Origin of the sequence: Polaromonas sp. YR568 (assembly GCF_943372955.1) — a bacterium.
Lineage (GTDB): Bacteria > Pseudomonadota > Gammaproteobacteria > Burkholderiales > Burkholderiaceae_C > Polaromonas.
On sequence record NZ_CALSAL010000005.1, the window covers coordinates 65,936 to 78,050 of the forward strand.

The 12,115-nt window shown below is 66.1% G+C and carries 10 protein-coding genes; 6 read left to right on the forward strand and 4 right to left on the reverse strand.

Annotated features, from left to right (window positions below; translation table 11 throughout):
* Positions 1–146: 146 nt before the first annotated feature.
* Together AAG793_RS13165 and AAG793_RS13170 are read left to right on the forward strand one after the other, a co-directional pair.
* Entirely contained in the window at positions 147–1,544 is a 1,398-nt protein-coding gene (locus tag AAG793_RS13165; protein WP_341908817.1) for a hypothetical protein, read from the forward strand.
* 42 nt (positions 1,545–1,586) lie between these two features.
* Positions 1,587–3,137, forward strand: a complete 1,551-nt coding sequence (locus AAG793_RS13170; protein ID WP_341908819.1) for a FecR family protein — start codon at positions 1,587–1,589, stop codon at positions 3,135–3,137.
* A 36-nt stretch (positions 3,138–3,173) separates the two neighbouring features.
* Here AAG793_RS13170 and AAG793_RS13175 read toward each other — a convergent pair whose 3' ends face one another.
* From AAG793_RS13175 to modA, 3 genes are all read right to left on the reverse strand, one after another.
* On the reverse strand, positions 3,174–4,292 hold the full coding sequence (locus tag AAG793_RS13175) for an ABC transporter ATP-binding protein (RefSeq protein WP_341908821.1): 1,119 nt from the start codon (positions 4,290–4,292) through the stop codon (positions 3,174–3,176).
* A gap of 43 nt (positions 4,293–4,335) precedes the next feature.
* Positions 4,336–5,004: a molybdate ABC transporter permease subunit gene (gene modB, locus AAG793_RS13180; RefSeq protein ID WP_341908823.1), complete on the reverse strand. Its 669-nt coding sequence runs from the start codon at positions 5,002–5,004 to the stop codon at positions 4,336–4,338.
* A 71-nt stretch (positions 5,005–5,075) separates the two neighbouring features.
* Positions 5,076–5,915 carry a molybdate ABC transporter substrate-binding protein gene (gene modA / locus AAG793_RS13185; RefSeq protein ID WP_341908825.1) on the reverse strand — a complete coding sequence of 280 codons (840 nt, stop codon included), beginning with the start codon at positions 5,913–5,915 and terminating at the stop codon, positions 5,076–5,078.
* A 374-nt stretch (positions 5,916–6,289) separates the two neighbouring features.
* On the opposite strand from modA, the gene AAG793_RS13190 reads away from it, so the two are divergent.
* Both AAG793_RS13190 and AAG793_RS13195 read left to right on the forward strand, forming a co-directional pair.
* Positions 6,290–8,149, forward strand: coding sequence for a phosphoenolpyruvate carboxykinase (GTP) (locus AAG793_RS13190; RefSeq protein WP_341908827.1), 1,860 nt, complete (start codon positions 6,290–6,292; stop codon positions 8,147–8,149).
* Positions 8,150–8,280: 131 nt separating this feature from the next.
* Entirely contained in the window at positions 8,281–9,258 is a 978-nt protein-coding gene (locus AAG793_RS13195; RefSeq protein ID WP_341908829.1) for an ornithine cyclodeaminase family protein, read from the forward strand.
* A gap of 78 nt (positions 9,259–9,336) precedes the next feature.
* Here AAG793_RS13195 and AAG793_RS13200 read toward each other — a convergent pair whose 3' ends face one another.
* Positions 9,337–9,828 (reverse strand): hypothetical protein, encoded by a 492-nt coding sequence (locus tag AAG793_RS13200; protein WP_341908831.1) that lies wholly within the window; start codon positions 9,826–9,828, stop codon positions 9,337–9,339.
* A gap of 178 nt (positions 9,829–10,006) precedes the next feature.
* On the opposite strand from AAG793_RS13200, the gene AAG793_RS13205 reads away from it, so the two are divergent.
* A complete protein-coding gene (locus tag AAG793_RS13205) occupies positions 10,007–10,972 on the forward strand; it encodes a LysR family transcriptional regulator (protein ID WP_341908832.1) in 966 nt (321 codons plus the stop codon).
* A gap of 107 nt (positions 10,973–11,079) precedes the next feature.
* Positions 11,080–12,063, forward strand: a complete 984-nt coding sequence (locus tag AAG793_RS13210; RefSeq protein WP_341908835.1) for a tripartite tricarboxylate transporter substrate binding protein — start codon at positions 11,080–11,082, stop codon at positions 12,061–12,063.
* The last annotated feature ends 52 nt before the right edge of the window (positions 12,064–12,115 follow it).

Below are 12,115 nucleotides of genomic sequence, written 5' to 3' on the forward strand. Positions count from 1 at the left end.
GCCAGCACCACGTCTCCGGGGTTCCCCCGGAATGCAGCCGTTCTGCAACGCATGCGCCCCGTCCGGCGGCGCAGCGTCTGAAATTCCCCCGCTGAGCCGATCCCGGTGATAACCTTTGGTTACGTCACTGACCGGATCTCGCCCCCATGAACCTCCCCACAGCCCGCCTGCGGCATCCCCTGAGACGGGCGCTGGGAGTCAGCGTGACCGGGCTGCTGGCCCTGCTCGGCAGCCAGCTGGCGGTGGCCGCACCGGCGGACGATGTCAAGGCCCTGCTGGAACAGGGCAAAGACAAGGAAGCTTACGACGCCGGCAAGGCGGCACCCGATGCGCTGGGCGAGCCACTTTTTGACTTCTACTTCGGCATTGCCGCCCTGAATGCAGGCGTGCCCGGCGAAGGCGTGCTGGCGCTGGAGCGTTACCTGCTGCAGTTCCCGGAGAACCGTTCAGCGCGCTTTCAGCTCGCACGCGGCTACTTCATCGTCGGCGAAGACCAGCGTGCCCGTGAGGAATTCTCCAGCCTGGCGACCGACGCCACCGGCAACGAGCTGAACAACATCAACCAGTTTCTCGACGCCATCCGGGCGCGGGAATCGCGATACCGGCCCACGGCATCGGCTTTTCTCGAACTGGGCGCCGGCTACGACACCAACATCAACAGCGGCGTGCGCAGCGGCCAGGTGGACGGCTTGCCCGCCGGGTTCGTGATCGCGCCAGGCCAGTCGTCCGAGAAGCAGTCCGATTTCTTCAGCACCGCCACGGCGGGCCTGCAGGGCGTGCTGCCCGTGGCGCCCGGGGTCGCACTGTACGGCGGCGGCATGGCGTCTGGCCGCTTCCATGCTGCGGGCGACAACAGCGTGTTCGACCAGACCCTCTACGGCCTGCAAGGTGGTGTCTCGGTGATTGAGGGCCGCAACCTGTATCGGCTGGGGCTGGACTTCACCCATGTGTCGGTCGGCAACCAGGCCTATCTGGACCTCACCACGCTGGTTGGCGAGTGGCAACACCAGAAGGACCAGTTCAATCGCTACGGGCTGTCGCTGCAGTGGTCGGAGCTGGGCTACAAGAACATCGACACCTACCTCAACCGGCAGAGAACGCAGCGAGTGTCCTCGGGCGCGGACATCCGCAACAGCGAACTGACCAACCTCACGGCCAACTGGACGCACACCATGGCGCACCGCTGGAACCCGGTCTGGGCGGGTGCGGTCAATGTCGGACGCGAAACCAACCAGAAGAACCGGCCCGACCTGTCCCGCGACCTGTGGGGGGTGCGCGGCTCAGTGACGCTGGAGCCCCTGCCGCGCTGGACGACTGGCGTGGGCCTGAGTTACCAGCACAGCCGCTACGGCCGCGAGTTCGCCGCAGGCCTGAGCACCCGGCGCGACGACTACCTGGCGCTCGACCTCTCCATCGGCTATGCGATCAGCCGCAACTGGCTGATCAAGGCGGAATACCAGCATGTCCACCAGCGCTCCACCATCGGCTTTTACAGCTACACCCGCGACGTACTGGTCGCGAAGCTGCGCTATGACTTCAAGTAGGTCCACCCCACGGAACCCAGGCACCCATTCGAGGAGCTCACCATGACACGCTCGCCATCCGTCATCCGCCTCGCCGTCAGCGCGGCTGCCCTGCTTTCGGCAGCAATGGCCACGGCGCAAACCCAGCCGGCCGGCAAGGTGCTCGTGGTGGCCGGGGCCGCCACACTGGAGCGCGCAGGCCGACAGGTGGCGCTGCAGCCCGGCACCACCGTAGAGAGTGGCGATGTGCTGGCCGTCGGTGACCGCAGCGCGCTGCAGGTGCGCTTCAGCGACGAGTCCATCGTTGCGCTGCGCGCCAACAGCCAGTTCCGCATCGAGGACTACCGGTTCGCCGGCAACGCCGAGAGTGACCGCTCGCTGATGGGTCTGCTCAAGGGCGGCATGCGCACCATCACCGGCCTGATCGGCAAGGCCAGCCCGAAAAACTACGGGGTGCGCACGGCCACGGCGACCATCGGCATCCGCGGCACCCACTTCACGGTGGTCTCCTGCAACAACGACTGCGTGCGCGCCGACGGCTCGCGGGAGCTCAACGGCACCTTCGGCGGCGTCACCGACGGGCGCATCAGCGTGCGCAACGACGTGGGCGAGCGAGAGTTCGGACAGCAGGACTATTTCCATGTGCCGTCCGCCGACGCGCCGCCGATCCGCCTGCTGGCACCGCCCGCCACACTGAATGACCGCAGCGTGCCACCCCGCGCACGCGCCGCCGCCCCCGCCAGCGGCTCAGGCGACACCACGGCCAGCGCCGAAGGCACCTCCAGCAGCTCGGGCACGGGCACCTCGACCTCGCCCCAACCAACCGAGCAGGCCGCGCCGAGCACGGAGCTGATCACCCCGGTAACCGAGTTCGCGGCCACCTCGCAACCGGCGGTGGTGGCGCAAAGCGGCAGGGGCATCACGGTGGTGGAAGTGCAGAACGCCACAGGCACCAGCATCGAAGCGAACGCCAGAAACTACACGCTGTCGGAGCTGCAGGCCGAGGTGAAGGAAGTCCAGGGCATTACGTTCTACAACGCGGCCGGGCTGGCCAGCGCGCTGCAGTCGGTGGGCCGGTCGGTGGGCTCCAACGCGGCGGCGGGAGTCTACTGGCTGTATGACGCGCCATCCACAGGTTCAACCAATCTGTCGGGCCAGCACCACGCTTGGGGCGACACGCCGCTCATCTCGCTGCCCGGCTCGGGCACCGCGCAGTACAACTACGTCGGCGGTACCGCGCCGACCGACAACTTCGGTCGCGTCGGAACACTCACGGGCAGCAACCTGCTGATGGACTTTACCAACCAGCAGATCAAGACCGCATCGGCCATGACCCTGAGCTTCGGCACCAACGCGGCGCAGACCGCTTCGACGACCTACTCCATCCCCGCCAACACCACCTGGGCCATGGGCGGCGGCCCGAGCAGTCTTGCGGGTACTTCCTGCACAGCAGGCTGCGCCACCAGCACGACCACCACCGGCTCCATCAACGGCAGATTCGTCGGCGGGTCCCTGGAAGGCTATGTGGGCGCCATCACCGTTCGCAACACCCAACTTCTGGGGTCGGGGCAAGCCAATACCGCAGGCGGTGTGGCGGCTTTCTCCAAGCAGTAAGTCTGCGTCGGGCGACTTCGTCGGGCATGGCAGCGTTCAGCTGCGCCGATGACCCAGCACCGGCATGATGTGCACCGCCTCTGGCGGCACCTGCAGCGTCAGCCGGCTGCCCCGTACGGCACCCAGTTGACGCAGCAGCGCCGTCGACAGGTTGAGCGTGAGGCGCTGGTCCTCTATTACATCGGGCACCAGCGTGCAAACGCTGATCTCACCGAGTGGCAGCACCTCGGTCAGCGTGCATGCCAGCGTGTTGTCGCCTTGCGGCCCGGCGGTCGCGGCACCCACGTCCAGCAATTCGGCGGCCAGCACCCATGACACCTCGGCACCATCGCTCAGGCGGCCTTTGTCCACTACCCGCAGCGACACGGCATTGGACCAGGCGAGGCGCCCCCAGGCCGTGGGGCCCTCGTCGCTATCTCGAAAAAACCGGCCGCTGAACAGGTTCTGGATACCCACCAGCTCGGCTACCCGGGCATTACGGGGGCTGGCGAACACTTTGGCCGGCGTGCCGATCTGCAGGGACTCGCCGGCATCGAGAATCACCACCCGGTCGGCCAGTCGCCGTGCCTCGTGCAGGTCGTGGGTGACCAGCACCATCGGGATGGCCAGACTCTGGCGCAGCAGGGCCAGCTCGCGGTACAGGGCCTGGCGGGTCGGCGCATCAACCGCCGAGAACGGCTCATCGAGCAACAGCACCTGCGGCTCGCGCGCCAGCGCCCGGGCCAGCGCGACGCGCTGCTGCTGCCCACCAGAGAGCTGCGACGGCTTGCGCTGCTCCAGTCCTGCGAGCCCCATGCGCTGGAACAGGTCCTCAAAATACGCTGGCGCCTTGACCGGGTGCGTGGCCAGCGCCACGTTCTGCAACGCACTGAGGTGCGGGAACAACGCGTAGTGCTGGAACACCAACCCGACGCGGCGCTGCTGCGGGGACAGACGAATGCCGCGCGCGCTATCCATCCAGACGCCGCGCTCGCCGTCGCCGGCAAGCACATGCCCCGTCAAACCGGGGCTGTCCAGCAGCCCGGCAATCGCCCGCAGCACGCTGGTCTTGCCGCTGCCCGAGGGGCCGACCAGCGCCAGCAATTCGCCCGGCGCGCAGGTGAAGCTGGCGTCCAAACGCACCGGGCTGTGGTTGAGAAGCTGGACGTCAAGCATGGGCGGGTGTGAACGTGCGAGTGCGGGCGTGCGGGTGCGACGCTCAGCGTTCCTGCAAAGGCCGCGCGCGGTTGGACGCAAACACCAGCGCCAGTGCCAGCAGCGAACACAGCACCAGCACCAGCGCCATCACGTGGGCGGCGGACATGTCAAAGGCCTGCACCCGGTCGTAGATGGCAATCGAGAGCGTGCGCGTCTCGCCGGGAATGCTGCCGCCGACCATCAGCACCACGCCAAACTCACCCAGCGTGTGCGCCATGGTGAGCGCCACGCCGGCCAGCAGGCCGGGCCAGGCCAGCGGCAGCTCGATGGTCCAGAAGGCACGCCAGTGGCTCAAGCCGCAAACCCACGCGGCCTCGCGCAGGCTGTGCGGAATGGCAGCAAAGGAACGCTGCAGCGGCTGCACCATGAAAGGCAGATTCACCAGCACACTGGCCAGCAGCAGGCCTTCAAAGCTGAACACCAGCTTCAGGTTCAGGCTGCCCGCCAGCCAGGCACCCAGCGCTGACCCCTGGCCGAATGCGGCCAGCAGGTAAAAACCAATCACTGTGGGCGGCAGCAGCAGCGGCAGCAGCATGAGCGCCTCCACCACAGGGCGCCATCGCCACGTGGTGGTGGCCAGCCAGCGGGCCAGCCAGACGCCCAGCGGCAACAGCACCACAGCCGTGATGACGGCCAGAAGCAGGGAGACGCGGGCGGCTTGCCAATCCATGGGTTTGTATTGTGCCGGGTGAGGACCGATGGGACAGCATGAACGCAGCTACGCGGATGCAGCCCAGAGCCTCATTGATAGCCGTGGCGCAGCAGCACGGCACGCGCCGCTGGCGACTGCAGAAAGTCGTAGAACGCCCGCGCGCCGGGGCTGGCGGTTTTCATCAGCACCATGCGCTGGCGAATCGGCGCGTGCAGGTCGTCGCTGATCACCACATGGCGCAACTGCCCGGCCACCGCCGGCGCCAGCACCAGGGACAGAGCCGTGATGCCCGCCTGTGCAGAGCCTGTGCTCACGTACTGTGTGGTCTGCGCGATGTTTTCGCCGATCACCAGCTTAGGCTGAAGCGCCGGCCAGATACCCTGCTTCTCCAGGGCCTGCCGGGCCGCCCTGCCGTAGGGGGCCAGTTCCGGGTTGGCGATGGCGAATTTGCCCAGGCCGGGTGCGGCGGCCTTGAGACCTTGCAGGCTGGCGTCGAGCGCAAGGCTTGAGACCTTGGGCACCACCAGCACGATGCGCCCGGTGGCATAGACCACGCCGCGGTCGGTTGTCAGGCCGGCGTCGTGCAGGCGGATGGCAAAGTCTTCGTCGGCCGACAGAAACAGCTCCGCCGGCAGCCCCTGCTGGATTTGCCGCACGAGGTTGGACGAGGCGCCCAGGCTGAGCGCAATGCGCCCGGCCTGCTGGCGTTCAAACAGCGGCACCAGCTCAGCCAGCGCCGGCTGCAGATTGGCCGCCGCGGCGACCAGCGTGGGTTTGCCCTGCGGAATGTCGCCCGCTGGGGACTGCGCCCGCACCCCGCCTGCCGTCAACGCAAGGCCAACACCGAACGAGATGGCGAGCAGCAGGATGCCGCCCCTGCGACTTCGCCACAGCCCTTGGTGCGCCAGCACACCCTCTTTCGCATCCATTGAAACCCCCTGTGTCACGACACTCCGAACCTGAACATGGCCTATGCATAAAGTCATGCTTGTTATGCATATCTTTCACCTGTCACACTGATGCAACTTTAGGCATTGTTCTTAAAATGCCTTCTCTGGCCGACCCGTGGGGCCTGAAAAGCACGTCAAAAACCGCTTTTTCAGGTGCTCGCGCCGCAGCAGCATCCCGCTCGCGGCCCCGCTCGCCGACCGGGACCTGTTGTGGGTGCAAACGCCATGTCTGCACCGAATTTAGCAGCTGCTTTATTCCGACAGATGTCTCGACGCCGTTGGCCCCTTCGGGGCTTCATGCGAGCCACCGAGATCTCTGTCGAAATGACGCTTTTCAACTTTGGAGTATTTCGATGAACCATCCCGTGATGCAGGGTCTCAACCAGGCCACACCCAGCTACGTGAAGAACGCCAAGCTGATCGCCTGGGTCGCCGACATGGTGGCGCTGTGCAAGCCCGAGCAGGTCTACTGGTGCGACGGCAGCGACGCCGAATATGACCGCCTGTGCCAGCAGCTCGTTGACGCTGGGACCTTCAAAAAACTGAACCCGGCCAAGCGCCCCAACAGCTTCCTCGCCCACAGCGACCCGAGCGACGTGGCCCGCGTGGAAGACCGCACCTATATCTGCTCGGCCAAGAAGGAAGATGCCGGCCCCACCAACAACTGGATGGACCCGGCCGAAATGCGCGCCACGCTGCAGCCGCTGTTTGACGGCTGCATGAAGGGCCGCACCATGTATGTAGTGCCGTTCAGCATGGGCCCGCTGGGCTCGCCGATTGCGCACATCGGCATCGAACTGTCTGACAGCCCCTATGTGGCCGTCAACATGAAGATCATGACCCGCATGGGCAAGGCCGTATTTGACGTGCTGGGCGTGGAAGGCGACTTCGTGCCCTGCGTGCACACCGTCGGCGCACCGCTCGAAGCCGGCCAGAAAGACGTGAAGTGGCCCTGCAACAAGACCAAGTACATCGTGCACTACCCCGAGACGCGCGAGATCTGGTCGTATGGCTCCGGCTACGGCGGCAATGCGCTGCTGGGCAAGAAGTGCTTTGCGCTGCGCATCGCCTCCAACATGGGACGGGACGAAGGCTGGCTCGCCGAGCACATGCTGATCCTGGGCGTGACCAACCCACAGGGCAAGAAGTACCACGTGGCAGCGGCCTTCCCGAGCGCCTGCGGCAAGACCAACTTCTCGATGCTGGTGCCACCGGCCGGTTTTGAAGGCTGGAAAGTCACCACCATTGGCGACGACATCGCCTGGATCAAGCCCTCTGCCGACGGCAAGCTGTACGCCATCAACCCCGAGGCAGGCTACTTCGGCGTGGCCCCCGGCACCAACTTCCACACCAACCCGAACTGCATGGCCAGTCTCGACAAGAACGTGATCTTCACCAACGTCGCGCTGACCGACGATGGCGACGTGTGGTGGGAAGGCATGGAAAAAGACGGCCCCGTGCCATTGCACCTGATCGACTGGCAAGGCAAGGACTGGACCCCGCAGATCGCCAAGGAAACCGGCGCCAAGGCCGCCCACCCGAACGCCCGCTTCACCGTGGCCGCCATCAACAACCCGGCCCTCGACAGCGCCTGGGACGACCCTAAAGGTGTGGCGATTGACGCCTTCATCTTCGGCGGCCGCCGCTCCACCACCGTGCCGCTGGTGACCGAAGCCCGCGACTGGGTCGAAGGCGTCTACATGGCCGCGACCATGGGCTCGGAAACCACCGCCGCCGCCACCGGCCAGGCCGGCGTGGTGCGCCGCGACCCGTTCGCTATGCTGCCTTTTGCCGGCTACAACATGGCCGACTACTTCCAGCACTGGCTGGACATGGGCCAGAAGCTGAAAGCATCCGGCGCCAAGCTGCCGAAAATCTACACCACCAACTGGTTCCGCAAGGGCGAAGATGGCAAGTTCGTCTGGCCCGGCTACGGCGAGAACATGCGCGTGCTGAAGTGGATGATCGACCGCATCGAAGGCACTGGCAAAGGCACCGAGCACATCACCGGCGTGAGCCCAGCCTATGAAGACCTGAACTGGACCGGCCTCGACTTCACCGCCGAGCAGTTCGCCACCGTGACCAGCATCGACAAGGCCGCCTGGCTGAAAGAGCTGGAACTGCACGCCGAGCTGTTCCAGCAGCTGGCGCACCACCTGCCGAAAGAGATGGGCGAGACCAAGGCGGCCATCGAGCGCCGACTCGCTGCCTGACCACCCCTTCGCTCGACAAAAAAGACCACCAACCGGTGGTCTTTTTTTTGGGCTGCACGATAACAAAAGGTCATTGGCCGTGCTGATCTTGTCATGCCCGGATGCACAGTCCCGCCCCTACACTGCGCCGCATGAACCTCTCACTCCTCTCACCGCCTGCAGGCAGCGCAGTCATGCTGCACGATACCGATGTGCAAGGCCTGCTCACCACGGCCAATGCGGTGGTGGCGCTGGATGCCGCCTTTGCCGACCTCGCCATCGGCCAAGCCGAGGTATTGGCACGCCAGCGCATCGACTGCGGCAGCGTCAAGCTGAGCACCATGGGCGCGGTCTGGCCGCAGGCGCGCTTTGCGGCCATCAAGTCCTACCTCACGGTGAACGGGCAGTTCAGTTTCAGCACCACGGCGTGGGACACCGCCACCAACCAGGTGCTGTTCACGCTCAACGGTGACGAGCTCACGCGGCTGCGCACACCGGCGCTGGCCTGTCTGGTCGCCGCACGCACCGTGGCGCCGGGCGGCGTGCTGGCGCTGTTTGGCGCCGGCCAGCAGGGCCGCGCGCATGCCGAGGCCTTGCAGTCGCACATCGGCTTTCGCGAAATCCGTGTGGTGGACACCGCCGATGTGTCGGCCTGGTGCACGCAAGCCACGGCCGCATGGCAGTGCCCGGTGCGCCAGACCCACGCCAAGGAAGCGGTGGACGGCGCAGATCTGGTGGTGACCACAACGCGCTCCAAAACACCGGTGTTCGATGGCGCAGACCTTGCCGGCAGCGCCACCGTGATCGCAATGGGCACCAGCCTGCCCACCGGCCGTGAGCTGGACGACGCCACGCTGCAACGCGCCGACCGCGTGCTGGTGGAATGGCTGCCGCAGAGCCTGCTCGAGGCAGGCGAGGTGGTGCTGGGCATGGCCTCGGGGGCACTGCAGGCGGAACGCATCACCGACCTGCCAGCGCTGTACCGCGCGGGCACCCCGTGGCGGCAGCGGGGCGATGGCATTCTGGTGTTCAAGTCGGTGGGCATTGGCCTGAGCGACGCGGCGGTGGCGCGTGCGCTGTGGCACCGGTGCGCGCCCGCGCGCGCTGCCCGTGCGCTGGCCAGTGCCTGAACAGTGGTTGGGTGATGCCAATAAAAAAGCCACCCGAAGGTGGCTTTTTCGCTTTCTCGTTATGGCAGACGCGAAGGCTCAGATGTAGTAACCGCGACGATAAATCTTCGCCATCGCATCTTCGCGCAGCACGGCCAGTTCGGGGCGGTCGGTCACATCAGCACGGGTCACGGCCGCTTGCAGTTCAGCCATCACACGCGCATCGTTGCGGGCCGCAGCCCACAGGCGCTGATCGGCGCGGGCTTCGGCAATGCTGCGCGACCATGCGTCAAGGCTGCTTTTGAGCCGCTGAGCCACTTGACGCGCGGTACCGGCGCACAGGGCCAGTGCGGCAAAAGCAACCATCCACAGCGCGATCCACATCACCAGCAAATGGCCTTCGGCCACGCTGTCCATCACCTGATAGGCGACCACCATGATGGCGGCGGCAAATGCCGACAGCAGCAGCGTGGCAACGCCGCGCACACCATAGAAGCCGTGACTGATCTGCTTTGCGGCGTCAATCGCCGACTCCACGCGGACAACGCCGGGGTGCTGGTTCGAATGTTCGACATGGACAAAACTGGTCATGGTGGGCTCCTGTTGAATGACATCCGCCAAGGTTGTTTGCAGCGGATGTGTGAATATTAGGGTTAGTACTGATGTTGTTCAACTTTATCTTTATGATGTCAGTCATTCACAATAGTGATTAATTGACGACTTCTCCACGAATCGCCGCCTCAACGACTGCCCCACCCGCGTTTTTGCCATGTCCGCCCCCAATTTCCGCACACTGGACCTCAACCTGCTCCGCGTGTTTGACGAGGTCATGGCCGAGCGCAGCCTGACGCGGGCGGCGCGCAACCTGTCGCTGACCCAGCCGGCCGTGAGCAATGCACTGCGCCGCCTGCGCGACACGCTGGGCGACGAGCTGGTGCAACGCAGCGGTCAGGGCGTGGCACCCACGCCGCGTGCGCTGACCCTCTGGCCGGCCGTGCGTGAAGCGCTGCAGCAGCTTGAAAGCTCGCTGGTGCCGCACGCGTTTGTCGCGGCCGAAGCCAACTCGACTTTTGTGCTGGCGATGGCCGACGCCACGGCGGCCGAGCTGATTCCGGGCCTGACGGAGACGCTGGAGCAGGAAGCGCCCAACGTCTCGCTGCGCGTGGTGCCCCTTACCACCCGCGACCCGCGCAAACTGCTGGACGACGAAAGCTGCGACCTGGCCGTGGGTTACTTCCCGTCGGTGCTGGCCGATATCACCGCCCGCGCGCAAAGCGGCGAGCCGACTTCGTTCCTGCACCAGCGGCTGTACGACGGCGAATATGTCTGCGTGATGCGCAAGGGCCACCCCCTGGCCAGCGGCCCGCTGACGCTGAACCGCTTCTGCGCGGCGCGCCACATGCTGGTGAGCTTCTCGGGCCGGCCCTATGGCTTCATCGACGAATCACTCGCCTCGCTGGGCCGCAAGCGCCGCGTGGTGCTGACGGTCAACCAGTTCTTCACCGCCGGCCGGGTGGTGGCCAACTCCAACCTGCTGACGGTGCTGCCGCGCCACTTTGTGCGGGTCACCGGCATCAGCAACCAGCTGGTGCTCAGGCCGCTGCCCTTTGATGTGTCGCCGGTGCATGTGGATGCGGTGTGGCACCGCCGCTCGGAGCCGCTGGGCGCACACGCCTGGCTGCGTGGCGCGGTGGTGCGTGCGGCGGACCGGGCGTTTTCGCCAGACAGCCCCTGAGCCGCAAGTCGCCAGCCGCCCATGGGCAGAGGGCTGGGCATCGGATGGGCAGGCCGTCGGGGCACGCTTATTGCATACAGTTTTGCACACAACTGGAGGACTCCGCCATGCCCCACCGCTCCACCTTCCTGCCACGCCGCGCCGTCCTCAAAAGCATCGCCGCCGGCGCAGCGGCAGTTGCACTGCCCGCATGGGCTGCGTGGCCAGACAAGCCGATCCGCATCGTCGTGACCTTTCCGGCCGGTGGCGCCAGCGACATCGTGGCCCGCGTGATGGCCGAGCAACTGGCGCGCAAGCTGGGCCAGTCGGTGGTGGTGGACAACCGGCCCGGCGCGGGTGGCAGCGTCGGCGGGCTGGTGGTGCACCAGGCCCCCGCCGACGGCTACACGCTGATGCTCAGCAACTCCACGCCGGTGTCGATTGGCCCCTTCGCACTGGAAAAGCAACCCTACGACCCGGTATCGGGTTTCACCCATGTGGCACTGATCGGCAGCGCGCCGTGTGTGGTGATGGCCAACCCTGCCGCACCGATCAAGACCATGCCGGACCTCGAAGCACAGGCGCGCAAGACCGGCCGGCTCGATTTCGGCTCGGGCGGGCCGGCTTCCATCGGCCACATCTATGGCGAGCTGATGAAGAAGGCCATGGGCGTGAACCTGGTCCACATTCCCTACCGGGGCGGCGCGCCGATGACGACCGACCTGATCTCCGGCGTGATTCCGGTCGGCATCGACGTGCTGACCGCCTTTGTGCCCTACTTCAAGAGCGGGCAGTTGGTGCCGCTGGCAGTGACCTCGGCCAGCCGCTCGCCACTGGTGCCCGACGTGCCCAGCGTGGTCGAGTTCGGCTACCGCAAGCTGGTGCTCGACAACTTCTTCGGCCTCAGCGGCCCGGCCAACCTGCCAGCCGACGTGGTGACGCGCCTCAATGCCGCCTGCAACGAGATTCTGGCCAGCGCCGACGTGCGCAAGCGCATGCTGGACCTGGGCATCACCTCCAACCCGGCCAGCCCGGCGGCCTTCACCAGCTTTGTCAAGGACCAGGTGGCCGCACTGTCGCCCGCCGTCAAGGGCGCCGGCGTCAAGCTCTAGAAGCCACTGCGGCAGCCCTGCGGTTTTTCAGCGCCTGCGAGGCGGCAACCCG